The sequence below is a fragment of the Gordonia sp. NPDC003504 genome (assembly GCF_053587995.1).
Map to the genome: position 1 here is coordinate 523028 of NZ_JBSFPC010000002.1, position 25542 is coordinate 548569.

Below are 25542 nucleotides of genomic sequence, written 5' to 3' on the forward strand. Positions count from 1 at the left end.
AGCTGTACGGGCGCACCATCGGAGTGCGCATCCCCCGACATCGGAGAGGTTGACTGTGGCGAGGCGCCCGCGGCCGGACGCACCAGACGGCCTGTCACCTGCACATCTGCTCACCCTGGCCAAAGAGACCATTCCCCCGGTCCATCCCGCCGGTCTGCCCTTCGTCGCCGCCGCATCCGGCCTCGCCGTCGTCGGCCGCAGACACCGCTGGATCCGGGTGCCGGCCGCCCTCACCGCCGGGGCGTGTGCCGCGTTCTTCCGGCACCCCGCCCGGGTGCCACCCACCGATCCGGCAGTCGTCGCGGCCCCCGCCGACGGCACGGTCAGCCTCGTCGACGAGGCGGTCCCACCCGCCGAGGCCGGCCTCGGTGACACACCACGGCCGCGGGTGTCGGTGTTCCTGTCACTCTTCGACGTGCACGTGCAGCGGGTTCCGGTGTCCGGAACGGTCACGTCGGTGACGCATACGCCGGGACGGTTCGTCTCCGCCGACCTGCCCGACGCCAGTTCGGTGAACGAACGCACCACCATGACACTGCGCGCCGACGCAACCGGCGACGACATCGCCGTCGTCCAGATCGCCGGCCTGCTCGCCCGTCGCATCGTCTGCGAGCCGTCGGCGGGTGATTCGCTGTCGGTCGGCGCGACGTACGGTTTGATCCGTTTCGGGTCCCGCGTCGACGTCTACCTACCACCCGGAACGGTGCCGCAGGTCCGGCTCGGCCAGCGCACCATCGGCGCCGAGACCGCGCTGGCCACCCTGGGTGGCGACCGCGCATGAGTCCGCACCGGGAGCGTCCCGTCACCCAACGCCCGCCCACGCGGGTGGCGGGTCGTCGGACCTCGCCGGCCGAGCAGTCCCGGCTGCGTCGTCAGGCCGCCGCGGGGCGCATGTTCGTGCCGTCGGCGCTGACGATCCTGGCGATCTGCGCCGGGATGACGTCCATCCGGTTCGCGATGAACGGCAACATCAACGCCGCGCTGGGCCTGCTCGTCGCGGCCGCGTTGCTCGACGGCATCGACGGCCGGGTCGCCCGCCTGATGGGTGCGACCACGAAGATCGGCGCCGAGATCGACTCGCTGGCCGACGTCATCAACTTCGGCGTGGTGCCCGCATTCCTGGTGTATCTGGCGCTGCTCGACGGCACCGACCTGGGCTGGCTGCTCGCCCTCATCTACTGCTGCGCGATCGTGCTGCGTCTCGCCCGGTTCAACACCCTGCTCGACGACGATGACGCCCCCGCCTACACCCGCGACTTCTTCGTCGGGGTGCCGGCGCCGGCCGCCGCGATCGGCGCCTTGCTGCCCGTCGGACTGCTGCAGCAGTTCGGGACGGGGTGGTGGACGTCGCTGGCCGCGGTCGGGATCTGGTTGATGCTGGTGGCCTTCCTCGCGGTGAGCCGCATCCCGACAGCGTCGCTGAAGGCGGCGAAGGTGTCGGCCCGGGCGCTGCCGGGCCTGCTACTCCTGGTGGCGATCGGCGCGGCCCTGCTGCTGACCTTTCCCTACGTCCTGATGGTGATCGCCATCGTCGGCTACGCCGTGCACATCCCGTTCGCCTGGCGGAGTCGACGCTGGGTCGCCTCGCGACCCGAACACTGGGACGCCGCGCCGAAGGAACGTCGCGCCGAACGGCGAGCCCTGGCCCGGGAGGGTTCCGGACGACGCGTCATGCCGCGGCGTCGGCAGGCGATGAAGAAGTCCGACGGTCGACTCGGCCTGCACCGGCCACCGCGCACCGACGACTCGGGGCGTCGTCCGTCATGAGCCAATTAACCCTGACCGCGCGGCTCAATCCGTCGGCCGCCGACGCCCGACGCGGGATCGTCCGCGTCCACCCGGAGGTCCTGACCGCCCTCGGCCTGCGCGAATGGGATGCCGTGAGTCTGACCGGGGCGCGCGTCACCGCGGCCGTCGTCGGCGCCACCGCACCGGATGCGGCGACCGGCGCCATCCTGCTCGACGACATCTCGTTCTCCAACGCCGGTGTGCGGGAGAACGCACAGGTGGTGATCGGCCCGGTGGTCGTGCAGGCCGCCGCGCGAGTCATCGTCAGCGGATCGGCCCTGGCCAGCCACGGCGTCGACCCGACGACCCTGCGACGGGCACTGCTCGGCAAGGTGCTCTCCGTCGGCGACACCGTCTCCCTGCTACCCCGTGATCTCGGTCCCGAGCTGACCGCCGGCGACGCGGTCCGCGCCCTCGCGGTGTCGGTGGGCATCACCTGGACCAATGAACTGCTCACCGTCACCTCCACCGAGCCCGGCGCGCCGGTGAGCGTGCAGCCGAACACCGCGGTGATGTGGACCGTGGGCGCCGTCGGCGGGAATCCGGGCGCTGTCAATGCGGAAGTGAGCGCTGTCAGTGCGGGACAGGGCGCCGTCAATGCGGGCCAGGGCGCTGTCAACGTGGGAATGAGCGCTGTCAACGTGGAACAGAGCGCTGTCAGTGCGGGTGAGAGCGCTGTCAGTGCGGCGCGGCCGGCGCGATCGGTCGCCGAACTGGTCGGCGTCGATGCCCAGGTCGCCAAGCTCACCGAATGGTTGCGGATCACCCTTGACGAGCCGGAGGTGCTGCGGACGCTCGGCGCCATCCCGCGGCTCGGGGTCCTGCTCACCGGTCCGGCCGGCGTCGGCAAGGCTACGGTCGTGCGGGCAGTCGTCGCCGGGCGTCCGATGACCGTCGTCGACGGTCCGACGGTCGGAGCGCTCGAGGCGAATGCCCGACTCCGTGCGGTCACCGACGCGATCGCGGGTCTGCGTCCGGGTGGCGGTGTTCTGCTCATCACCGACATCGATGCGCTGTTGCCGGCCGAACCGGAGCCGGTATCGACGCTGATCCTCGACGCGTTGCGTACCGCACTCGATCCGGCCGGCGGGGACACCGGCGGGGGCACAATCGCGCTCATCGCGACAAGCGCCGAACCTGCCGCGATCGACATTCGGCTGCGCGATCCGCAGTTGTGCGACCGTGAACTGTCGATCGGTCTGCCCGATGCCGCCACCCGGGCCAAACTGCTCGCCGCCATCCTGACCGGCGTACCCACCGACGGTGCGCTGGACCTTTCGGCGATCGCTTCTCGCACACCGGGTTTCGTTGCCGGCGACCTGGCCGCCCTGACTCGTGAGGCGGCATTGCGGGCCGCGGCGCGGGTGACCGCCGATGCCGCGTCGTCGACGCCCGCATCGTCGGCACCCGTGCTGACCGACGCCGACCTCGCCGGGGCGCTGGGCGTGATCCGGCCGGTGTCGCGCGGCGAATCGCCGGAGGTGTCACTCGGGTCGATCACCCTCGACGACGTCGGCGACATGACCGAGACCAAACAAGCGCTCACCGAGGCGGTGCTCTGGCCCCTCGAACACCCGGACACCTTCACCCGGCTCGGCGTGCAGCCGCCGCGCGGCGTCCTGCTGTTCGGCCCGCCGGGCTGCGGGAAGACCTTCGTGGTGCGTGCTCTCGCCGCGTCGGGAAGATTGTCGGTGCACACCGTCAAGGGTGCCGAGCTGATGGACAAGTGGGTCGGCTCGTCCGAACGCGCCGTCCGCGATTTGTTTTCTCGCGCAAGGGAATCCGCGCCCTCACTGATCTTCCTCGACGAGGTCGACGCGCTGGCCCCGCGGCGCGGGCAGTCCAGCGACTCCGGCGTTTCCGACCGCGTCGTCGCCGCCCTGCTCACCGAACTCGACGGCGTCGAACCGTTGACCGATGTGGTCGTGCTCGGCGCCACCAACCGGCCCGATCTGATCGATCCGGCGTTACTACGCCCCGGCCGGCTCGAGCGTCTGGTCTTCGTCCCGCCGCCCGATGCCGCCGCCCGCGCCGACATCCTGCGGACCTCGGGGCGCAACGTCCCGCTGGCCGACGACATCGATCTCGATCACCTGGCCACCGATCTCGACGGCTACTCGGCCGCCGACTGCTCGGCGCTGCTGCGCGAGGCGGCCCTCTCAGCGATGCGGCGCAACATCGACGCCGCGACCGTCACCGCCGACGACATCGCCGACGCCCGTACCCGGGTGCGCGCATCCCTGGATGCCGCGCAGGTGGAGAACCTCCGCGCGTACGCGGAGCGTCGGCTCACCTGATCCCGACCAACAAAAAGTGGGGGAAGAATGATGTTCTTCCCCCACTTTTCGTCAGCTGGTCTGGGTCTGACCGTCGGTCTGCGTCGGCGCCTGGGTGGGAGCCTGCTGCTGGCCGGTCTGGCCGTTCTGGGTCTGCCCGCTCTGGCCGTTCTGGGTCTGCCCGCTCTGGCCGGGTATCTGACCCATACCACCGCCGGGCATCTGACCACCCATGCCACCACCCTGCTGGCCACCCATACCGCCGCCGGGCATCTGACCACCCATGCCGCCGCCCTGCTGGCCGCCCATGCCACCACCGGGGAACTGCTGGGTGTTCGACGACGAGCCGGAATCGCCGACGACGTAGCCGGCACCGAAGCCGAGCAGCCCGAAGCCGACGGCGAGGCCGATACCGCCGGCGATCACGGCGTTCTTGGTCTTCGACGGCAGGCCCGAACCCGGCTGAGCAGCGACGGGAACCGCGGCCGCCGGCGCGGGCGAACCGGCGACCGGCGCCGACCCGACCGGTGTCGACCCGATCGGGGCGGTGGGAGCGGTGGCGGCCGTCGGGCTCTGTCCGACCGGCGCCGTCGGGGCGGTGTCGCTGTAGGCGTCGGCATTCGACGGTGCCGCAGTGGTGCCGGGCGTTGCGTCGGGGGCCGTCGACGTATCGGAAACTGTCGTGGTGTCGGGAGTCGACATCGTGTCACTCTCGCTTTCAGGTTTGGTCCGGTCACAGACACCTGCGTCCCGGATCGGTTTCAACGACTCCACGGTGGCGACACCCGCTTGGCCGGTACTGCCCATCACCTGTGAACCCGCTGTCAACCGCGGCACGGCCCGAACCGATCTGCCCTACGTTTGGCTCACCCGTCCGCTCAGCCGACGCTGACCTGATAGAACACCGAGGTGGCACCGGCGGCCGCGGCCGGTGTGATGCCCAGCGTCACCCAGTAGGTGGTGCCGTCCTTCGTCCCCGACATCCGCACCACGGTCTGACCCGAGTCGCTCTCCCGGCCCTCCTCGGTGAAGCCGGCGTCGGTCAGCTTCGTCACCGCACCCTCGATCGGGTTGCCCTGATTCGCCGGTGCCTGCACGGTGACGGTCCAGTGATCCTTGCTACCGTCGGCGGTCAGCACCTGGCCGTCGACGAGCGGTACCTGCGCGGTCGGGAAATCGGCGGGCAGCCCCGGACGGGTCGGCGCGTCGTCGCTGCCGCATGCCGCGATCAGCACCGTTGCCACCGATATCACCAGCATCACGGCGAGCACCCTCACCACTGCATTCAGCCGAGCCATGGGAGCAACGGTAAGGTAGAGCCCGCGGACGTCACGTCGTGACACTCCCGGCCACCGGACAGACACACTCGACACCCGCGCCATGACCACCCCGCCCGCCGACCGAAGACCGACGACCGAAGACGGAGTGCGCCCCCTTGCTCACTGTGCTGATGGCATTGGCACTCTGCGCGCTCGTGGCCCCCGCGATCGTCGGCAAGCTCGGGACGAAGGGGTTCTACCTCCTCGGCCTGGCCCCTCTCGGCGGACTTGTCTGGGTGCTGACGCACTGGCCCGATTCCGATCGCGCCCCGCAGGTCGAGACGCTGCACTGGGTTCCCACCCTGCACATGGACATCGTCATGCGGATGGACACGCTGTCGGCGATCCTGTCGGTGCTGATCCTGGGTGTGGGCACGCTGGTGCTGTTCTACTGCGCGCACTACTTCGACGACGCCCTCCCGCGCGTCGCCGTGTTCGGCGGCGAGATGATCGCCTTCGCCGCCGCCATGTTCGGCCTGGTGACCAGCGACAACATGCTGGTGCTGTACATCTTCTGGGAGCTGACGACGGTCCTGTCGTTCATGCTGGTTGGCTTCTATCGCATCCGCGCGACGTCGCGACGCTCGGCCACCCAGGCGCTGCTGGTCACCACCCTGGGCGGTCTGGCGATGCTCGTCGGCATCATCATGCTGGGCGAACGCACCGGCAGTTACCTGCTCAGTGATCTGCTGGCGCATCCCCCGATGGACGGCGTCTACGTCGAGGTGGCCGTCGTGCTGCTGCTGATCGGGGCGCTGAGCAAGTCGGCGATCGTGCCGTTCCATTTCTGGCTGCCCGGCGCCATGGCCGCACCCACCCCGGTCTCGGCGTACCTGCACGCCGCGGCGATGGTGAAGGCGGGCATCTACCTGATCGGTCGTCTCGCGCCGGCATTCGCGCCGCTGCCGAGTTGGCAGGTGATGGTGATCGGGCTCGGCTCGTTCACGATGGTGCTCGGCGGCTGGCGCTCCCTGCGGGAACTCGACCTGAAGCTCGTCCTCGCCTTCGGCACCGTCTCCCAGCTCGGTTTCATGTCGGTGCTGATGGGCATGGGTGATGCGAACGTGGCGATGGCCGGCCTCACCATGCTGGTCGCGCACGCCCTGTTCAAGGCGTCGCTGTTCATGGTCGTCGGCATCATCGACCACGCCACCGGTACCCGCGACATCCGCAAACTCGCCCGGCTCGGGCATCGCCTGCCCGTCCTCGCGGTCACCGCGGCCGTCGCTGGCGCAAGCATGGCCGGACTGCCGTTCACCTTCGGATTCGTCGGCAAGGAGACCGCGTTCGGGTCGGTGTGGGACACCGGGTCGCTGCAACCCTGGCAGGGCCATGTCGTCGACCTCGTGCTGCTGCTCGGTTCGGTGATCACCTTCGCCTACACCTGCCGATTCCTCTGGGGAGCGTTCGGACGCAAGGTCCGCACCCTGCCGACGCGGGCGGTCGCCAAGATGCATCCGCCGACGCCGATGTTCCTGTTCTCCCCGATCCTGCTCGCCGCCTTCGGCGTCGTCGCCGGCCTGGCCAGCGGCTGGGTCGGTCACTGGTTCGAGCCCTACGCCGAGGAACTGCCGCTCCACGGCCACGACCTCGAACACCTCGCGATGTGGCACGGCTTCGGCCTGCCGGTGGTGTTCTCGGTCATCGTCGTCGTCGGCGGCGCCGCCCTCTTCCTGGGGTTGCGCCCGATCCGCGACCGCGTCTTCGGGTTCCGGCCACTGCTCAACGCCGACCGCATCTACGACGCAACCCTGCGTGGCGCGGACACCGTGTCGCTGTTGATGACCCGCAACACCCAGCGCGGATCGCTGCCGATCACCCAGGGGGTGATCCTGTCGACGATGATCATCCTGCCGACGACGGTGCTCTTTCTCGGCAATCGCAACACGCTCTCCCCCCGCGGCTTCGACTCCCCGGTCCAACTCGTCGTCGGCGGCATCATGATCGCCGCGGCCATCGCCGCGGTCATCCTCCGCAACCGCCTGGCCGCCACCCTCATCGTCGGCGTCACCGGATACGGATGCGGCATGCTCTTCGCGTTGTACGGCGCACCCGACCTGGCCCTCACCCAATTCCTGGTGGAGACGCTGACACTGGTGATCTTCGTCCTGGTCCTGCGCAAACTGCCCGCCGAACCCGAGCCCCGCCACTCCACCGGGTTCAAACCGCTGCGCGCGCTCATCGGCATCGCACTCGGTGTGTCGGTGGTGGTGATCGGATTGTTCGCCGCCGCGGCCCGCTCCGAACAGCCGGTGAGCATCGACCTCCCCGAGGCGGCCTACAAGTTCGGCCACGGCGCCAACGCGGTGAACGTGCTCCTCGTCGACATCCGCGCCTGGGACACCCTCGGCGAGGTGTCGGTCCTCATCGTCGCCGCGACCGGGGTGGCGTCGATGGTCTTCCGCAACCGCCGGTTCGGTGCCGCCCCACGCGTCGCCGACGCCACTCGGCGCTTCGGCCCGGCCACCGACGAGGACGACGACGTCATCCCACCCGATCGCACCACCTACCTGCTGGGCAGCGAATTCCGTGACCCCCGGCATCGGTCGATGGTGCTCGAGGCCACCACCCGACTGATCTTCCCGACGATGGTGGTGCTGTCGGTGTACTTCTTCTACGCCGGCCACAACTCGCCGGGCGGCGGGTTCGCCGGTGGATTGACGATGGGCCTGGCACTCGTGCTGCGCTACCTGGCCGGTGGCCGCTACGAACTCGGTGAGGCCCTGCCGGTGGAACCGGGCACCTTCCTCGGCGCCGGACTGCTGATCTCCGCGAGCACGGCGGTGACCTCAATGTTCCTCGGTGCACCGGCCCTGAGTTCGGCCGTCTTCGAGATCACCGTCCCGGTGCTCGGACACATCAAACTGGTGACCGCACTGTTCTTCGACCTCGGCATCTACCTGATCGTCATCGGTCTGGTCCTCGACGTCCTTCGCAGCCTCGGCGCCCGCCTGGACGTGGAGGGCCCGGGTGGCCTGGTGACCCGGTCGGTGCAGGTACCGGCGGATGGTGGCGCGAAATGAGCGTCAACCTCGGCCTGCTCGTGGTCATCGCGGTGTTGATCGCCGCCGGCGCCTACCTACTGATGGAACGCAGCCTGGTGCGGATGTTGCTGGGCCTGCTGCTGGCCGGCAACGGCATCAACCTGCTGATTTTGGTGCTCGCGGGCGGGATGGGCAACCCACCGATCATGGGTCGATCGTCGGAGGCCCGGCCACGCGACGCCGACGCCCTCGCACAGGCGATGGTCCTCACCGCGATCGTCATCACCATGGGCGTGGCCGCCTTCATCCTGTCGCTGGTGTACCGGCTGTTCGTGCTCAATCGCGACGACGACGACGTCGAGGACGACACCGAGGACGTCAAGGTCGCCACCGGCTCACTGCAGACCGCACCCGACCGCGACCGCAGCGACGACCCCCTGACCGGCGCCGACACCACCGCCGGCGACTTCTTCGACGACGAGGGCAACCCGCTGACCCCCGAGGAATACATCAACCGACACCTCGAGGTGATCGAGACCGACCTGATGCCCGAGGACGCCGACGTGATCGACGAGATCGGCGTCGACGACACCGAGTCGGGTAGCACCGAGTCGGGCGACACCGCCGGCTCGGATGACCGCACCCCGGGGGATCGCCGATGATCCCGCAGACCTCCTGGCTCCCGGTCCTGATCACCCTGCCGACGCTGGTCCCGTTGCTCGGCGCGGCGTTGACGCTGTTGCGCGGCCGCGGCGCCATCTTCCAGCGCATCATCACGGTGTCGGCGATCGGGGTGGCACTCATCGCGTCGTGCATGATGCTCTACCTCACCAACGAACACGGCACCTACGCGCTGGCCATCGGCGGGTGGGATGACAAGGGATTCGCGAACGGACCCCTCGGCATCACCCTGGTGGTCGATCAACTCGCCGCCCTGATGCTGGTGGTGTCGACGCTCGTGCTGCTGTGCGTCGTCATCTACGCGATCGGGCAGGGTATCCGCGATGGCACCACCGATCAGCCGGTGTCGATCTTCCTGCCCACGTATCTGATCCTGTGTGCCGGCGTGTGCAATTCGTTCCTGGCCGGCGACCTGTTCAATCTGTTCGTCTCGTTCGAGGTGCTGCTGGCCGCGAGTTTCGTGTTGCTGACCCTCGGGGCCAGCGCCGATCGTGTCCGCGCCGGCGCGTCGTACGTGATGGTCTCGATGGTGTCGTCGCTCATCTTTCTGGCGGGCATCGCCTTCGCGTATGCGACCACCGGGACCCTCAACCTCGCCGAGATGGCGGTGCGCCTCGACCACGTGCCCGATGGCACCCGCAACGCGCTGTACGCGGTGCTCCTGGTGGCCTTCGGCATCAAGGCGGCGGTTTTCCCGCTGTCGACGTGGCTGCCGGACTCCTACCCGACGGCCCCGGCACCGGTCACCGCGGTGTTCGCCGGCCTGCTCACCAAGGTCGGCGTATACGCGATCATGCGAACACACACCTTGCTGTTCCCGGGCGGGTCGATGGACGCCATCCTGCTGGTCGCCGGATTGTTGACGATGCTCGTCGGCATCTTCGGTGCGATCGCCCAATCCGACATCAAACGACTGTTGTCATTCACCCTGGTCAGCCACATCGGGTACATGATCTTCGGGATCGCGCTGTCCTCGGAGATCGGGATGAGCGCGGCCATCTACTACGTCGCGCACCACATCCTGGTGCAGACGACGCTGTTCCTGGTGGTCGGGCTGATCGAACGTCAGGCCGGGTCGGCGTCGCTACGGCGACTCGGTGGCCTCATCGCCAGCCCGGTCCTGGCCGCGTTGTTCCTCATCCCGGCGTTGAATCTCGGTGGTATTCCGCCCTTTTCGGGCTTTCTGGGCAAGGTTGCGTTGATCGAGGCCGGCACCTCCGACGGTTCGGTGCTCGCCTGGATTCTGGTCGCCGGGTCGGTGGTGACCAGCCTTCTGACCCTGTACGTGGTGGCCCGCATCTGGACCAAGGGCTTCTGGCGTCCCCGCGCCGACGCCCCCGAGGGCGACCTCTCCGACAGTGCCCCGTCGGCGTTGATCGACGAGAGCGCCGACATCGCCTTCGACGAGCGCGCCGACGTGGGTCGCATGCCCATCGCGATGGTCATCCCGACAGCGCTGATGGTGGCGGCGGGTCTGGCGTTGACGGTGTGGGCAGGTCCGATCTTCGGATTCACCGACCGCGCCGCGACCGACATCATCGACCGTGACATCTACGTCAGCTCGGTGTTGGGAGGCCGATGATGACCGACCGGAAGAACGAACGGATCGCGCCCGTCAGACCCGTCGGCAAAGGGCCGGTGAAGCGCCTGCTGATCAACATCGCGCGCTATTCGGTGCTGGGTTTCGCGTGGACGACGGTCAGCGCGTGGGTGTGGCTGCGCGGACGGGTTCGCACACCCCACTGGTTGGGCACCGACGGCCGGGAGGTGGCCGTCCGACTGTGGTCGATGGCGTGGCTGGCCTTCGTCTGGGTGCTGTTGTGGGGCACGGTGTCGTGGGCGAATGTGATCGCCGGGCTGGTCCTGGCCATCGCCATCGGCGTCCTGTTGCCGCTGCCCCGGGTCCCCGTCGAAGGCCGGATCCATCCCCTCACCCTGCTTGTGCTGGTTCTGCGGTTGATCGTCGACTTCTTCGTCTCGAGTGCGCAGGTGGCGTGGATCGCGATCCGGCCCGGCCGACCGCCGCTGGGCGCGGTCATGCGTGTACGCGTGGCCATCAAATCCGACATGGTCCTGACGCTGGCCGTGGATTATCTCAACCTGGTGCCCGGCACGATGGTCCTGGAGATCGATCATCGTCGGCGCCTGCTCTACGTCCACGTCTTCGACGTCCGATCGGACAAGAAGGTGCGCAGCTTCTACAACCAGGTCGCCTTCGTCGAGCGGATGTTCATCAAGGCCTTCGAACGCGACAGCGAGTGGCATCCCAGTCCGTACCACGGGATCGACGACAGCTTCCATCACGTGCCCGACGGTGAGCATGTCGGCATTGCGACCGGCGCGGTCCGGCACCGCCCCGACCTCTTCGACCGCACGACCCCCGGCGACGAGGAGGATCGGCTATGACTGTGGTCTGGTACTGCATCGCCACCGCATTGCTCGTCGCCGCCGTCCTGGTGATGGCACGGATTCTGCTCGGCCCGACCACCCTGGACCGGTTGGTCGCCCTCGACGCGCTCATCGCGCTGTGCATGTGCGGGCTCGCGGCCTGGACCGCCTACAGCGGCGACACCACGGTGGTGTCGGGAATCGTCGCGTTGTCGCTGGTCAGCTTCGTCGGCTCGGTGGCCATCGCCCGCTTTCGCGTCCGGGATGATCAAACATGATCGCCGACATCGTCACCGCCGTCTTCCTGTCCATCGGGGCGTTGCTCGCCGTCACCGCGGCGATCGGCATCCTCCGATTCCCCGACACCCTCTCGCGGATGCATGCCGCGACCAAACCCCAAACGCTGGGATTGCTGATGATGCTGATCGGAACGATGATCAGCGTCGGCGGCGGGCACGTCGACAACGGGATGCTGATCCTCGCCGGGATCTTCGCACTGATCACCGCACCGGTGGTCGCGCACCGCATCGGACGCCTCGTCTATCAGGAGCAGCGTGCCCGCGACGGGCTCATCGCACGCGACCAGATGGAAAGCGGCGACCGGGATTAGGGCCTGATCAGGACTGTCTGACACCCGCGGTGTGACGGATATCTCGACATTTACGCCCATTGTGTAAGTCGACCCTTCCCCGCGGACGACAACCACCGGTAGATTGATTGTTCACAGGACTAAAGAGGGGGTCGCGGAAGGAATCGAGTGGTGGGTAATCGATTCGATCAGCGGACGCTGGCTGTCTTGTGCAGCGAGCTGGGGGCGGTACCGCTGCTGATCTTGGCGCTGTTCTCGTCGTCCTTCGCTGTCGCCGGCACCCGACCACTCTTGGTGGCGATCCTGGTGTTCACCGCGATCTCGGTGTCACTCACGGCCTGGCAGGGCAGTCTCGACGACCGGCTGTTCGTCATCCTGTGCACGGGCGGGATGATCGGGGTGGCCGGCTCGGCGGCGGTGATCGCCGATCAGGGCACCTCACACGCGGTGCTGGTGCTGTTGGCGGCGATCCCCGCACTCGCCGCGATGGGGTCCTCGGGGCGCACCGTCGTCGGTTTCATGACGATCGCAGTGACCCTGGGACTCGCCGTCGTCGCCGTGCGCGCGGCATCGCTGACCGATCTCCTGGTCAGCGGGGGTGCGGTGATCATGGCGGTCATTGCACCGACGCTGATGGTGACGATGCTGCGGCGCAATCTGTCGGATCTGATCCACGAACAGGCGACGCTGAGCCTGATCGATCCGCTCACCGGCGCCCTCAACCGGCGCGGCCTGTTCGACGGCGCGCCGACGGTCTTCGAGGAGGCCCAGCAGGCGGGTCAGATGATCGGCATGCTGGTCATCGACATCGATCACTTCAAACGCGTCAACGACGCACTCGGGCACTCCGCCGGCGACGAGGTTCTCGTCGACATCACCTCGGTTCTCCACGAGGAGGTGGGGGATCGCGGGATCGTGGCACGCACCGGCGGTGAGGAATTCACCATCCTGTTCGGGGTCGCCGGCGCGGCCGAACTCGAGGCCGCCTCGACGAGGTTGCGGCTGGCGGTCGGTTCCGGCTCCGAGGTGACGGTCAGTGTCGGCGGCGTCTGCGCACCGCTGCGGCGACTCGATGCACCGCTGCACCCCGATGCCCAGACGCTCCTGGACGATCTGGCACGACCGGCCGACCAGCGCCTGTACGCCGCCAAGGCGTTGGGCCGCAACCGGTCGATGGTGTCGCAGATACCGACCGTCGATTGGTACTTCGATGATCCGGAGGCGACGGCGACGTCGGAGGACGGGACGGCCCGTCAGGTACGCACCACCTCCGCGCTGGTCTCGGCGGTCGCACCGCGATCGGCGGGAGCGGCGACGCGGGTACTGCGGGCCGCGTCGACACGCACCGCGAGCGGGTCCCGGCCGCCACGCAGCGCCCGCCGTATCGACGGTGTGGACATCACCGACCCCGGCGTCGCCGATTTCGGCGCCCCCGACCCCACCGGCGATGCGACGTTCGAGATCCTGCATCCCGCCCGGGACGCCGGCCGCATTCGGCAGCTCACCTCGTCGAATCTGTACGAGTTCGTCGACATCTGGCCCGATGCGGTGGCCGAACTGCGGCAACTCGATGCACTCGATCACGTCGAACCAGGGGTCCGGCCGGCAGACCCACTCGACTACGACGACCCGTCGGTCGTGACCGGACATACGCGGTACGTGGTGTTCCCGTGGCGCCGCCGGGTGGTCCGGATGCCCGACAGTGCGACGTTCTATCGGTTGAAGACAGCACGTAATCGCTTCCTCGTCACCAGCGCGGAACAACGCCGGTGGGGTGAGACGATCATCGCCGTCGCCGGACTCAGCGTCGGATCGTCGGCGGTGACGGCGTGTTCGCTGACCGGGGTGCGGCATTTCCGCCTCGCCGACCCGGACACCCTGGCCACCACGAATCTCAACCGGATGTCCGGGTCGGTGTGCGATGTCGGGACGGCCAAGCTGGACCTGACGGCGCGTCGGCTCCTCGAGGCCGACCCCTACACCGTCATCGAATCGTTCGCCGATGGCTACTCGCCGACCACGGCCGACCGGTTCCTGGCAACCTCGCCGTCCGGTCCGCGAACCATCGTGATCGAGGAGATCGATGATGTCGCGGCGAAGATCGACATGCGTCGCCGTGCCCGCGCGTTGCGGATTCCGGTCATCAGCGCAACCGACATGGGCGACAACGTCATTCTCGACATCGAACGCTACGACCTCGACCCCACCTACCCGATCTTCCACGGCCGGGTGGAGAACTTCACCGCCGGTGATGCCACCGACCCCGCCCAGCGACTGCGAATGGCCACGTCGATCGTCGGCGACGTCCTCACCCCTCGAATGGCGTTCTCCGCCAGTCAAATCGGCCGCGGTGTCGCGTCCTGGCCGCAACTCGGTTCGACCGGCGCGATGGCCGGCGCCTTCGCCGCGGCGGCGGCCCGGAACATCGTCAGCGGCCACCTCGTCGAATCCGGTCGCCACGTCATCGACGTCGAGCAGATGCTCAACGCCGGCCACGGCGGTTCCGCATGGAATGAACTCGATCCCGAGTTCATCGCCGGTAGGCCCACTGACGGGCCGGGGACGTGGGACCGCGAGAAGCCACCTGCTTGAGGTAAGTTCTCGCGGTCGGTGTCCCCCGACGTGCACCTGTCAGGCCACCGTCGCCGTCTCCGCCGCCGACACCTCCCGCGACCGCAATGCGGCGGCGTGCTCCGCATTCATCAACTCCCATACGTCGGGATCGGCGAAGGACTGCAGGTTCTCCGCGTCCCAAAACATCGCCCGGGTGCGGTAGCGGTCGTCGGGGTACGGGGTCGCGGCGATCAGCGGATTGACTCGTCCCCCACCGGATGACCAGCGTTCGAGCACGTAGTCGGCCGCGGTGGCGAGCATGTGGCGGCATCCGGTCAGCTCCATCGAGATCTTGGCCGACCGCGCCAGCGCACCCGCCGCCACCTTGGCCAGCGGCGACGACGGGTCGACGAAGGCCGACTTGACCTCGATGATCCCGTCGGGGATGCGATGGTTGATCGCCGCGATCAGGTCGTCCTGGCCGGGTTGGCCCGCCCACTCGCCGATCGCGTGTGACTGTCGGGCATCGCGATACGGCCCCTGCACGCGGAGGCCACCGACGACCGCACCCGACGGGTCGAGCACGGCACAGAACAGGGTGGTGTCCCGGCCGTCGCGGATCCGCTCGTATTCCAGCGCCGACCGGACCCCGCGTGCGGTGTATTCGACGACGGCGCCATCGATGTACTCATGCCACAGTTCCGGCCACGTGTGCGGATCGGCGAAGATCATCGTCGCTCCGCTCCCACAGAGGTCGTCCACCCATGCCGACGCACCGGCGAGATCGAGTGCAGAATACTGCGGGGAATGCGCGATTGTCACGATGGAATTCATAAGCTTTCATTTCCTTTGCCAGATAACCCCGCCACCGATTTCGGATGCTGCACACGGACGGGCAGCACCTCTTCAGTGTCCGTTAGCAAAGGTCACAAGCCAACACGCGGACACGACGCAACCCCGCGCATCGTCGGACTGTCGACGTCAGTGCGGCAATCCGGACAGGCCGGTCACCGGCGAAACCCGACATTCACACGGTCGGAGAAGCCCTACTTCACACGCGGGAAAATGAATTGTCAGAGTGGGTTATGAAATGGTCGCGAATTTCCTCAACGCACCCGATCCCGCGCGGTCCCGGGTCCACACCGAACACACCGCCCCGGCTCTCGGCCGGCACAGCGGCGCCGCGGGTCATTTCAGTTCGTCGACCACCGACGCGACCACCGCGCGAATGTCCCGGGTGGCGGCGAACGTCGCCCGCTGCCGTTGATAACTCGCGCCGCGGGCCATGATCTCGGAGATCCCGGCGAGTTCGTCGACGCAGTCGAGGTCGGCGGCGATCGGCGCGAGCCGCACCAGCAGGTCCGCCAGATCCTCGGTGACGAGGCGTTCGGTGCAGTCGGAGTCCAGGATCACGATCGCCTCGAGCCCGTATCTCGCTGCACGCCACTTGTTTTCCTGCACCAGCCAGGGCGCCATCTGCGGCAGGGTCTCGCCCGCGGAGAACCGCCGGTCCAGGTCGACGACGAGGCAGTGGATCAGCGCCACCAGTGCGGAGAGTTCGTGCAGGTTGGTGGTCCCGTCGCACACCCGCACCTCAATGGTGCCCAGATGCGGCGACGGCCGGATGTCCCACCGGATCTCGTTGATGTGGTCGATGATGCCGGTGGTCTTCTGGTCGGCGACGAACGCCTCGAACTCATGCCACGTCTGGAACTGGAAGGGCAGGCCGGCCGTCGGTAACTGCTGGAACATCATCGCCCGATTGCTGGCGTAGGAGGTGTCCTGCCCCGACCACATCGGCGACGACGCCGACAACGCCAGCAGATGCGGGTAGTAGTTGAGCAGCGACGACAGGATCGGCAGTACCTTGTCGCGGTGGGAGATGCCGACGTGCACGTGCACGCCCCAGATCAGCATCTGCCGGCCCCACCACTGGGTGCGCTCGATGAGTTCGGCGTACCGATGGCCTTCGGTGAGCAGTTGCGTCGACCATTGCGCGAAGGGGTGGGTTCCCGCCCCGTAGAGGTCGACGTCGAGGTCGTCGGCGACGCCGCGGACGGCGTGCAGCGTCTCGGCGAGGTCGGCGACCGCCTCACCGGTGGTCCGGCAGATGCCGGTGACCAGTTCGACGGTGTTGCGCAGCAATTCCTTGTGTACCTTGCCGGCGAGATGCGGATGCGCAGACCCGAAGGCCGCGAACAGGTCTGCCGCGGAGTTCGAGAGATCGCCACTGACCTTGTCGGTCAGGGCGAACTCCCACTCGACGCCGAGTGTCGGCTCCGGCGAGCCCGAGAATTCAATCGGGAGGATGGCGGACATCACGTCACCACACGTGGATTGTGCACCGGAGCCGTCGGCAGAACGCCCTACCCCGCGGTCTCGATGACGCCGCACGCCAAGCGCGGCCCACCGTCACCGGTGGACATCGTCGTCTCGTCGGGTCCGGGCTGTCCGTTGGCCTGGTAGCGATCGGGGATGTTGGCGAAGTTGTCGGCGTTCTCGTGGATGATGATCGTCTTGCCGGTCACCTGCTCCAGATCGACGGCATCGCTAGAGGTCAGCGTCGTCCCCGAGCCGTCGGGCAGGACGTTGATCGACACCAGGTCACCGCTGGCCGGGTGGCCGGTGTGGCCGTCGACCTGCAGGTGGCCACCCGCCGAGTCGAACTTGTCGGCGGTGTTGCAGGTGCTGCCGGAGTGGATGTGCATCGCGTGGAAACCGGCTGGGAGACCGCTGCCGGCGTTGAGCTTGACCAGCACCGCCAACGATTCCCCCTGCGGGCTGAAGGTCGCGGTACCGATGTCCTTGCCGGAGGTGTCCTTGATGGTCGCCGAGCCCTTCTCACCGCTGCTGGAGGGGATGTCGTCGGCGTCGACAAGTCCGACGACGGGCGCCGGATTTCCGGTCTGCACCGCCGGGGTGGTGCCCTTCTCGGTGGTGGTCGGCTCGTCCGGGGTACATCCCGCCAGTGCCAACCCGACGGCGCCGGCCGAGGCGAGCACCGCGAGCGCACGCAGGGACGCAGAGCCTGATTTCGAACTGACGGTCATCTCGCTCCTCGAGTGATATGTGATTGGAAACCGGGCTGCCTTGATGAGCCGGTGTCAGCGCCCGCGGCTGCAACGCTGAGGTCTGGGACGCCGCCGCCTGGGACACTGCGGTCTGGGACGCCGGGGCCTGGGATGCTGGGGCCTCGATGGACGGATGTGCCGATCACGGCTGCCTCACCACGACCACGGCGATCCCGCCGTCGCAACGGCTGAACCCGCTGCCCAAGGAGCTGCGCGAGTCGACACTGAACTCCCCGCCGAGGTCGTCGTTGAGCTTTTCGGCGAGCGGCTTCTGCGCGGTCGTCGAGTAGACGATGGAATTTTCGGAGAAGCCGCCCTGCGAGTAGTTACTCTCGCTCGTGATGCCCTCGGTGGTGTAGCCCTTGGCCTTGACCTGGGAGTCCACCTCGCCCGCCAGACCGGTGACGTCACCCGCATTGATCACGCAGATGGTGGTGTTGCCCTGGTTCACCGTCGACGTGGTGGCCGGTGCGCTGGCAGTCGTCGACGGCGCCGACGACTGCGCGGCCTGCAGTTGTTCCTCGGGGTTGTCGTTCGCGGTGGCCGCGGAGTGCCAGCCCAGGCCCACGAACACGATGGCAACCGCGAGGAGCAGCATGGCTCCGGCCCTCAGGGGCAGGCGGTTGGAGTCGCGATCAGCATTCATCACCGATGACCTTAACGCACACACGCATGGCGCCTGCTCTCCAGCGCCGGGGCGTGCGGGCTCAGGTGATGTCGAAACCGAGTCGACGTGCGGCACGCGCCTTCTGGCGTGATGCGCGCAACCGTCGCAGGCGCTTCACCAGCATCGGGTCGGCGGCCAGCGCCTCCGGCCGATCCACCAAGGCGTTGAGGATCTGGTAGTAGCGCGTGGCCGAGAGCCCGAAGAGTTCCTTGATGGCCTCTTCCTTGGCGCCGGCGTACTTCCACCACTGACGTTCGAAGGCGAGGATGTCGTGCTCGCGGCGGGACAGCCCGTCGGGACCGACCTCGTTCGGATCGAAGTTCTGCGCGCCGTCGACGTCGTGGGTCTTCTCAGACTCCGGGCCCTGGCCCGGCTGATTCTGGCTTCGCGCTGCTGCGCCGTCCATCTCGCTCCCTCGAAGATCTCCTCTGCGACCCCTCACACCACGTCATCGGGGTCCGGGGTCCATCATCGGACGTCTGGTGACGTCGCGCATGACAGGCTCGGGGCCGGCGAATGACAACGGTGTGGTTCGTGAACATCTAACCACGCAGAACCGGGTGGGTTGACGTGACGCGCGGGCGGCACGTCGCGCAGGACCATTCGGCGCCGGTGGCCGTCTGCGCGCACGATAACCTGTCGTGCATGGCAATTCTCCCCATCTGCATTGTCGGTGAGCCGGTTCTGCACCGTCCTACCGAACTCGTCGAACTCGACGGTGACGGACGGCCGTCGGCGGAGACGGTGACGCTGCTCGACGACATGTACGCGACGATGGACGCCGCGAACGGCGTCGGCCTGGCCGCCAACCAGGTGGGGGTCGGTCGGCGGATGTTCGTCTACGACTGCCCCGCCGGCGAGTCCCGGATGGCGGCCCGCCGCCGCGGTGAGGTCATCAATCCGGTGCTGGAGACCTCCGAGATCCCCGAGACCATGCCCGATCCGGACGACAACGACGAGGGCTGCCTGTCGGTACCCGGTGAGCAGTTCCCCACCGGCCGCGCCGACTGGGCTCGGGTCACCGGTGTCGACCGCGACGGTGCCGCGGTGACGATCGAGGGCAACGGGTTCTTCGCCCGGATGCTGCAGCACGAGGTCGGTCATCTCGACGGATACCTCTACGTCGACGTGCTGGTCGGCCGCAATGCCCGGGCCGCGAAGAAGGCGATCAAAAAGAACGGATGGGGGGTGCCGGGGCTGACCTGGACCCCGGGTGAGCAGGCGGATCCCTTCGGTCACGACGACGACTGAACGTGCGTATGTCACGGATGTCACGGTGACCGGGGCGGCGGGTTCGATGCCGGATCGGTTCGGCATGTCGTCCGGGGCTTTCCGCGGTGACCGTGTCGTGGTGCGTTATCGCCTTGGCTCTGTGACCCCGGCCGATTGGCGCGATACCCCCAATCCGCACCCCGCACCGGGTCGGCCGTCGCTGTCGGATGTGACCGGTTTCCTGCTCGACGACGGCGACCCGATCCGACTGGACCGCGACGGGGTCGTGGAATCCATCCCGCGGTCGGCGATCACCTCAATGCGGCTGCTGTCGGCGGTCGCGGTCCGCAACAGTGACATTCGGACGCTGGAACATGCCGCGGCGCTGGCGTGGCCCGGCATCGAGCACGAGGAGATCGACGGATGGTTGCTGCGCGCCGGTGGCGGCATCTCTCGGCGCGCGAATTCGGCCATCGCCGTTGATCGTTCGGCTCGCGCCGATGCCCAGATGCTGTCGGTGATCGAAGACTGGTATGCGGCACGGGGATTGCGCACGCTCATCGCGGTTCCCGATCGGCTGCTGCCCCGGCAGATCGTCGGGGAGCCCGCGAGCGACGAGATCCAGGTGTTGACACGCATTCTCGACGTGCCGGCTGACGGCGGTGTGCCGACCGGCAGTGGCGATGTCACGCTCGGGGCTGATCCGTCGCGCGCTTGGTTGCGCGCCTACCTTGGTGACGAGGCCGACCTCACCGTCGGCGCCGGCGTCCTGAACAGTGTTGTCGGCGAGAATGGTTCGGTGGTGTTCGCCTCCGTCGAGTACGACGGGGAGCCCATCGCGATCGGTCGTGGTGCAGTGACCGAGGCGCCGGGTTCACGACGGTGGTTGGGCATCACGGCGGTGTGGACCGATCCGGCCCGTCGCCGACGTCATCTCGGCGACGCCATCGTGTCCCGGTTGTTGTCCTGGGGAGCGCAGCACGGTGCCGACGCGGCCTACGTTCAGACCGAAGCCGCCAACCGGGTGGCCGGGGCCTGGTATAGGTCACGGGGTTTCGCGCTGCACCACGGCTATCGTTACCTCGCGCTCGGCGACGGAGGGCGAGAGACATGAATGCGACATCGAAGCGGCCGCGGTCATCGACCCGGGGATCGCGAGCACAGACCCCGGCGCAACGGCGCCGTCAGGCCGTCGTCACCGCGATCGGCCTGGTTGTCGTCGCCATCGTCGTGATCGCGACCTGGCTCATCAGCAACTCGGGTGACGACGCCGGGTCGTCCGGTTCGTCGGTGGCACGGTCTTCGGTGGCAGGGTCTTCGGTGGCACGGTCGTCGGTCGCATCGTCGGGACCATCGGGGCGGTCGACGTCCCGGCAGACGGCCGCCGTCCCCGCCCGGGTGACCCGCACGCTGGCTCTCATCGACGCCGGGGAATGGCCCGAGGCCGCCGACGCACCCGGCACGCAAGGCGGAATCACCTTCCGTAACAGCGAGGGTCGGCTACCGGCTCGCGATTCCGCCGGTAAGCGGATCACGTATCGGGAGTGGGATGTCAACCCGAAGGAGCCCGGCCGTTCGCGCGATGCCGAGCGCATCGTCACCGGCAGTGACGGGTCGGCGTGGTACACCGCCAATCACTACCGCAGTTTCGTGTTGATCAGGGGGCCGTCATGAGCGGAGACTCACGCACCATCGACGAGTTCCTCTCCGATGCCGGAAGGGGCGGTCCCGCAGTCGGATTGATCACCGACGCACTCTCGGTGACATCATTGCCCAGCTCTGTTGCCGACTCGTACGAGGTCCGCGTCGTCGACGGCGACCACCTCCGTTCACTGCCGCAGCTGTACGCGGCATTCGCCGATGGTTGGGGATTCCCTTCGTCTTTCGGCAAGAACAAGGACGCCTTCGACGACGCGATGCGCGACCTCGACAACCTCACCGCGGACGCCGGAAGTCCGCCACGGCGTGGATACCTGACGGCGATCACCCACGCGCAGCACCTGCTGACCGCGTCGGACACCGACTTCGACTGGTTCGCTGAGTCCCTGCCGTTCTACCGCGACCACTACCGTGATTTCTCTGATCCCCCAGTAATATTCGCCGTTCTCCTGTCGACGCCGATGGCATCCCGTCGGGCAACGGTGTCCCGCTGGCAGCGCGCTGGTATCCGCCTGGCACCGGTCAGCGTTTAGTCGGACGGTCGCACCGCCCCGTCCACCGGGGCCGAGCTTGTCGAGGTCGAGGCCACTTTCGCAACCTGATGCCGGAAACCGGTTGCAGCGCAGCACCACCCGACAGCAGGCCGATGTCGGCCGCCTATCGCGGATAGGTGGTGATGGTTTCCCCGGTGGCGGGGTCGCGCCAGATGACCGCCCGATCGGCGAGCATGGTGGGGATCAGCAATCCCATGTGTTTTCGTTGGTGGTCCGGGGTGCACAGCGGCATCAGGTTGAACTCCACCGTCCAGCCACCGGTGATCGGATCCTGGTGCACGAATTTCACCAGGTGATCGATCTGGCAGTCGCTGGCCGGGCGTCCGCACTGCGGGTATCGGCAGGTGCCGTCCAATTCGATGATTTTCTCTCGTAACCAGGCTGGGATCCGATATGTCAACGCACCCGGTGGTGGGAGGAGATAGCCGCCGTGTCCGGTGGGGTCGATCGGGGTTGTGGGGAACGGGTCGTCGAGGCGACGCCACGCCGCCGGTATCCGATCCAGTGAGGTGGTGGTGCTGATGGTGGGTATGTCCAGGGTGGGAAACTCGGTGACGGTGACCAGCTGTCCCGAATTGATCAGCGTTCGGGCGTGAGCTTCGTCAATCACGCCGAAGTATTCCAGCCGGGCTTCCCGCTGCCCGGATGGGTCGGTGATCAACGACAGCGACAACTGCAAATCACTGTCGAGTTCGGTGTCGGTGTCGGTGTTGGGGTGCGCCTCGACGGTATCCGTTGCCGCACAGTCAGCGTCGCCGTCGGTGATCGTCTCGGGATCGACGGCCACATTAGCGTCCGTCTGGGGATCGTCGGTCGTCTCGGGTTCGGTGATCTCATCAGGCTCACCATGATCGACGTCCGCGTCGACATCGTCAGACAGATCAGCCGCGTCGAGGTCGACATCGATGTCGAGGTCGGTCAGACCAGTGGGTTCTTCCGGCAACGGGATCGCCCGCGAGCAGTCACCCCGCCCGCATTCACACGACAGGTACGCACCGGGCAGGCCTTGGATTTCGGCGAATGCCGCGACCTGCACCTGACCGCGACGGCGTGGATCACGTGGGCAGATCCGCTCACTGATCATCGTCGCGATCCGCGCTGCCAGATGCGCACCCACCTCGCCGGGGGCGTAGACCGAGATGCTGCAATGCCCGTTGGTGTCCCGCCGGACCCGCACACTCTGAACCCGAGCGGCGGCCTCCTCGCGACGGTCGGCGGCACCGTCGGGATCCAGGGCGATCACCATCTCGGCGACCTGATCCCGCAGGGTCGTATCCGCCTGATTACGTCCGGCGAGTTGCAGTGCTCGGGTTTCGGCGAACGCGCGCACATCGTCATCGGATAGGACGACGATCTCGTCGGCGATGATGCGGATACGGTCCAGCGACTGGTCACCGGCCAGGAACGCCGCGGTTACCGTCGGGAGTGTCGACAGCAGGAAGCTCAACGTCATCCACGCGGTGGCGTGCGGTACCGACACACCCAGCGCGGTGGACACCTTGCCGGTGGCGGCTTTGTCGACGGCACCGGTGGTGTGCATGTTGGTCTGATGGCCCGAGAGCAGCATCTCGTCGTACACGGTGTGCCCGATCCGGGCTGCGGAGAGCACCTTCCGGGCGATCAGTTGTCGTTCTTGGCGCTGCAACGATCGGGCCAGAGCGGTGGCCTGCTCGGCGGGGAGGTGATCGATCATGGCGGCGTCGGCGGCGGTCATCGACAACTCCGGCGCGGCAGTCGTGCGAATTGTGGTGTCGGCCATGATGTTCACCCCTCTGCTCGGTCGCTCCAACTGAACTCCAGTCAAGTGTAGCGAGGGGGTACGACAAAACTGATCGGTGCGGAATCTGCTGGGTGCGAGAACTATCCGCATCCTCAGCGTTGGGTTCGGTTGGGGGTGGCCTGGTTTCGCTGTCGGGTTGCGGAGGAGGCCTCGACCTCGACAGGCTCGGCCTGCGGATACACCGACCCGCAAGCTCGTCGGCACTCGACCAGCGGGGATCAGGCGCACTCGACCAGCGGAAGCGGGGGTGGACCGGCCGGCCTCCGTGCGGGCGGGACTTGCCCGCCCTACTCCTCCGCAGCCCGCGCGAGCGCCGGCTTGAGCAGGTCGAGGACGTAGACGGTGGCGTTGGGTGAGGGTTCGTTGAGCCCGGTCACCTGCAGCGTGTCCATCAACGTGACCGCACCGGCTTTCACCGAGTCGAGATTCTGGTATCCGGGAAGTCCGGGCAGTCGCTTACGCAGGTCGTCGTTCTGGACGCCCATGACGAGGAGGTCGGAGTTGAGCCACGGGATGTTCTCCGCACTGATCTGGAACCGCGGCTCGCCGGTCTTCTGCGACTGCGCGATCAGGCGTGGCGCCATCACCAGTCCGAGCGATGTGAACAGCTGTCCGGCACCGTCATTGGGGTCACCGAGCACGGAGAACTGGTCGGTGCCGTAGAGGTAGGCGAAGGTGTAGGTCTTGCCCTTGATGCCGGGATACTCATCGGCGATGGCCTTGATCTTGGCGTCGACACCGGCGATGATCTCCTTCGCCTTGTCCGGCTGATGCAGGATCGTGCCCATCAGGGTCACCATGTCCTGCCACGGATCTACTTGTGCGCCACTGATCTTGTCGATCGTCGGTGCGATCTCGGTGAGCTTGTCGAACACGCCGCTCATCGAGGCGAAGCCGGGAGCGACGATGAGATCCGGCTCGAGTTTCGCGACTTTGGCGACGACGTCGTCGTTGGGATTGAGCGCCGTCGAGTCGGCGAGCTTGTTGCCGAACCACGGCGGGTTCTGGCCGCCCTGCGCTTGAATCGCGTCGTAGTACCCGACGGGTGTCACCCCGAACGACAGCAGCACGTCCGTCCACTGCCCACCGAGCGTCACGATGCGCTTCGGGTTCTCCGGGATGGTGATCGACCGGCCGTCAGGCAGGTTGATCTGCACTGTGCCACCAGCACTTTCGTCATCTGACGACGAGCACCCGGCGACACCCACGAGGACGACCGCGGCGAGAATCAGCGCCAGGAGGGCGCGCAGCCTGGTCATACTCAGGCGACCGAGCACGGGACCATGGCGTACGCGGCGATCACGCAGACGCTCTCATTGGAGAGTTTCCACTTGCCGTCGAGCCAGAACCACTTCATCGGCTTGTACCGAGATCCGTTGCCCGGCAACGACATCTGCAGTTGCGCATTCATCGTGGTGCCGTTGACGGTGACCGGGCCGACGATCTGGTAGGTGAAACCGGAGCTCGGGTAGGCCGCCAGCAACCGCGAGACGGTGTCGACCGAAGTGAGGGCCTGGTTACCGCCCTGCAGTTTTCCGAGGCGCGACCCGCACGCGGAGCGCTGGTGTTCATGACGGTCTTGACCTTGGTGGTCAGCTGGCCCGGGGTGAGCGCCGCCGGTGCGGCCGCCGCCTGCTGCTGGGTCGGCTGGGCCGCGGTGTTGCTGCCACCATTGTTGTCGTCGGCGATGAGCAGGCCGACGACGCCGATCGTGACGATGAGTGCGGAGATGATCGTGGCCACACCGGCCGAGGCCAGCACCGTCGGCCAGCTCACGCCACCGCCGGAGCCCGAGCCCGAGTCCGAGCTCGAGTCCGCAGAAGCGTCGGCCGCGGCCGGTTGGTCGACGGCGTACTGCTCGGTTGGATAGTCGTCGGCCGGGTACGCAGACCCGTACGCCTCGTCGTAGGGGGCATCTGCCCCACCCGTCGCCCCGCCGACAGCGTCGTTACCGGTCGATCCGTGTGTCATTTCGTAGTCCCGTCATAGCCGGAGTCCACCCCCCGGAACCCGCTGAAGGA

Annotated in this window: 25 protein-coding genes; 15 read left to right on the forward strand and 10 right to left on the reverse strand. The window is 67.5% G+C overall.

The window, feature by feature from the left end; all coding sequences use genetic code 11:
* The first annotated feature begins 55 nt into the window (after window positions 1-55).
* From ACWDPV_RS06630 to ACWDPV_RS06640, 3 genes are read left to right on the forward strand one after another with little or no spacing between them, the layout of a single operon-like run.
* Entirely contained in the window at window positions 56-781 is a 726-nt protein-coding gene (locus ACWDPV_RS06630; protein WP_449742257.1) for a phosphatidylserine decarboxylase, read from the forward strand.
* Window positions 778-1767, forward strand: a complete 990-nt coding sequence (locus ACWDPV_RS06635) for a CDP-alcohol phosphatidyltransferase family protein (protein ID WP_449742258.1) — start codon at window positions 778-780, stop codon at window positions 1765-1767. The genes ACWDPV_RS06630 and ACWDPV_RS06635 overlap by 4 nt, the downstream gene beginning before the upstream one ends.
* Window positions 1764-4085: an AAA family ATPase gene (locus ACWDPV_RS06640; protein ID WP_449742259.1), complete on the forward strand. Its 2322-nt coding sequence runs from the start codon at window positions 1764-1766 to the stop codon at window positions 4083-4085. The genes ACWDPV_RS06635 and ACWDPV_RS06640 overlap by 4 nt, the downstream gene beginning before the upstream one ends.
* A 51-nt stretch (window positions 4086-4136) precedes the next feature.
* Here the strand turns inward: ACWDPV_RS06640 and ACWDPV_RS06645 are convergent, their stop codons facing one another.
* On the reverse strand, window positions 4137-4766 hold the full coding sequence (locus ACWDPV_RS06645; RefSeq protein WP_449742260.1) for a hypothetical protein: 630 nt from the start codon (window positions 4764-4766) through the stop codon (window positions 4137-4139).
* Window positions 4767-4942: 176 nt separating this feature from the next.
* Window positions 4943-5362, reverse strand: coding sequence for a hypothetical protein (locus tag ACWDPV_RS06650; protein ID WP_449742261.1), 420 nt, complete (start codon window positions 5360-5362; stop codon window positions 4943-4945).
* A 137-nt stretch (window positions 5363-5499) separates the two neighbouring features.
* On the opposite strand from ACWDPV_RS06650, the gene ACWDPV_RS06655 reads away from it, so the two are divergent.
* From ACWDPV_RS06655 to ACWDPV_RS06685, 7 genes are all read left to right on the forward strand, one after another.
* Window positions 5500-8406 carry a Na+/H+ antiporter subunit A gene (locus ACWDPV_RS06655; protein ID WP_449742262.1) on the forward strand — a complete coding sequence of 969 codons (2907 nt, stop codon included), beginning with the start codon at window positions 5500-5502 and terminating at the stop codon, window positions 8404-8406.
* On the forward strand, window positions 8403-9029 hold the full coding sequence (locus tag ACWDPV_RS06660) for a Na(+)/H(+) antiporter subunit C (RefSeq protein ID WP_449742263.1): 627 nt from the start codon (window positions 8403-8405) through the stop codon (window positions 9027-9029). The genes ACWDPV_RS06655 and ACWDPV_RS06660 overlap by 4 nt, the downstream gene beginning before the upstream one ends.
* Entirely contained in the window at window positions 9026-10630 is a 1605-nt protein-coding gene (locus ACWDPV_RS06665) for a Na+/H+ antiporter subunit D (protein WP_449742264.1), read from the forward strand. The genes ACWDPV_RS06660 and ACWDPV_RS06665 overlap by 4 nt, the downstream gene beginning before the upstream one ends.
* Complete coding sequence (locus tag ACWDPV_RS06670) at window positions 10627-11454, forward strand: Na+/H+ antiporter subunit E (RefSeq protein WP_449742265.1); 828 nt, start codon at window positions 10627-10629, stop codon at window positions 11452-11454. The genes ACWDPV_RS06665 and ACWDPV_RS06670 overlap by 4 nt, the downstream gene beginning before the upstream one ends.
* Window positions 11451-11714: a monovalent cation/H+ antiporter complex subunit F gene (locus ACWDPV_RS06675; protein ID WP_449742266.1), complete on the forward strand. Its 264-nt coding sequence runs from the start codon at window positions 11451-11453 to the stop codon at window positions 11712-11714. The genes ACWDPV_RS06670 and ACWDPV_RS06675 overlap by 4 nt, the downstream gene beginning before the upstream one ends.
* Window positions 11711-12046: a monovalent cation/H(+) antiporter subunit G gene (gene mnhG, locus ACWDPV_RS06680; RefSeq protein WP_449742267.1), complete on the forward strand. Its 336-nt coding sequence runs from the start codon at window positions 11711-11713 to the stop codon at window positions 12044-12046. Before ACWDPV_RS06675 ends, mnhG begins: the two co-directional genes overlap by 4 nt.
* A 150-nt stretch (window positions 12047-12196) precedes the next feature.
* Complete coding sequence (locus ACWDPV_RS06685) at window positions 12197-14617, forward strand: diguanylate cyclase (protein WP_449742268.1); 2421 nt, start codon at window positions 12197-12199, stop codon at window positions 14615-14617.
* Between the two features lie 39 nt (window positions 14618-14656).
* On the opposite strand, the gene ACWDPV_RS06690 is transcribed toward ACWDPV_RS06685, so the two are convergent.
* The 5 genes from ACWDPV_RS06690 to ACWDPV_RS06710 form a co-directional block, all read right to left on the reverse strand.
* Window positions 14657-15400: a hypothetical protein gene (locus ACWDPV_RS06690; protein WP_449742269.1), complete on the reverse strand. Its 744-nt coding sequence runs from the start codon at window positions 15398-15400 to the stop codon at window positions 14657-14659.
* Window positions 15401-15766: 366 nt separating this feature from the next.
* A complete protein-coding gene (locus ACWDPV_RS06695; protein ID WP_449742270.1) occupies window positions 15767-16897 on the reverse strand; it encodes a glutamate--cysteine ligase in 1131 nt (376 codons plus the stop codon).
* A gap of 47 nt (window positions 16898-16944) precedes the next feature.
* On the reverse strand, window positions 16945-17628 hold the full coding sequence (locus ACWDPV_RS06700) for a superoxide dismutase family protein (protein ID WP_449742271.1): 684 nt from the start codon (window positions 17626-17628) through the stop codon (window positions 16945-16947).
* A gap of 163 nt (window positions 17629-17791) precedes the next feature.
* Window positions 17792-18295: a LytR C-terminal domain-containing protein gene (locus ACWDPV_RS06705; protein WP_449742272.1), complete on the reverse strand. Its 504-nt coding sequence runs from the start codon at window positions 18293-18295 to the stop codon at window positions 17792-17794.
* A gap of 61 nt (window positions 18296-18356) precedes the next feature.
* On the reverse strand, window positions 18357-18722 hold the full coding sequence (locus tag ACWDPV_RS06710; protein ID WP_449742273.1) for a DUF3263 domain-containing protein: 366 nt from the start codon (window positions 18720-18722) through the stop codon (window positions 18357-18359).
* Window positions 18723-18961: 239 nt separating this feature from the next.
* Between ACWDPV_RS06710 and ACWDPV_RS06715 the strand changes: the two genes are divergently transcribed.
* The 4 genes from ACWDPV_RS06715 (at window position 18962) to ACWDPV_RS06730 (ending at window position 21720) form a co-directional block, all read left to right on the forward strand.
* Window positions 18962-19567, forward strand: coding sequence for a peptide deformylase (locus ACWDPV_RS06715; protein ID WP_449742274.1), 606 nt, complete (start codon window positions 18962-18964; stop codon window positions 19565-19567).
* Window positions 19568-19631: 64 nt separating this feature from the next.
* Window positions 19632-20642: an N-acetylglutamate synthase, CG3035 family gene (locus ACWDPV_RS06720; RefSeq protein WP_449742447.1), complete on the forward strand. Its 1011-nt coding sequence runs from the start codon at window positions 19632-19634 to the stop codon at window positions 20640-20642.
* Window positions 20639-21202 (forward strand): ribonuclease domain-containing protein, encoded by a 564-nt coding sequence (locus tag ACWDPV_RS06725; protein ID WP_449742275.1) that lies wholly within the window; start codon window positions 20639-20641, stop codon window positions 21200-21202. The genes ACWDPV_RS06720 and ACWDPV_RS06725 overlap by 4 nt, the downstream gene beginning before the upstream one ends.
* Window positions 21199-21720: a barstar family protein gene (locus ACWDPV_RS06730; RefSeq protein WP_449742276.1), complete on the forward strand. Its 522-nt coding sequence runs from the start codon at window positions 21199-21201 to the stop codon at window positions 21718-21720. Before ACWDPV_RS06725 ends, ACWDPV_RS06730 begins: the two co-directional genes overlap by 4 nt.
* 124 nt (window positions 21721-21844) lie before the next feature.
* Here the strand turns inward: ACWDPV_RS06730 and ACWDPV_RS06735 are convergent, their stop codons facing one another.
* The 3 genes from ACWDPV_RS06735 to ACWDPV_RS06745 all read right to left on the reverse strand — a co-directional run bounded on the left by ACWDPV_RS06735 (window position 21845) and on the right by ACWDPV_RS06745 (window position 25004).
* Entirely contained in the window at window positions 21845-23500 is a 1656-nt protein-coding gene (locus ACWDPV_RS06735; RefSeq protein WP_449742277.1) for an HNH endonuclease, read from the reverse strand.
* A 308-nt stretch (window positions 23501-23808) separates the two neighbouring features.
* On the reverse strand, window positions 23809-24780 hold the full coding sequence (locus ACWDPV_RS06740; RefSeq protein WP_449742278.1) for an ABC transporter substrate-binding protein: 972 nt from the start codon (window positions 24778-24780) through the stop codon (window positions 23809-23811).
* A gap of 2 nt (window positions 24781-24782) precedes the next feature.
* A complete protein-coding gene (locus ACWDPV_RS06745; RefSeq protein WP_449742279.1) occupies window positions 24783-25004 on the reverse strand; it encodes a hypothetical protein in 222 nt (73 codons plus the stop codon).
* Between the two features lie 87 nt (window positions 25005-25091).
* Here ACWDPV_RS06745 and ACWDPV_RS06750 point away from each other — a divergent pair, with 87 nt between their 5' ends.
* Window positions 25092-25391, forward strand: coding sequence for a hypothetical protein (locus tag ACWDPV_RS06750; RefSeq protein ID WP_449742280.1), 300 nt, complete (start codon window positions 25092-25094; stop codon window positions 25389-25391).
* Window positions 25392-25542: the final 151 nt, after the last annotated feature.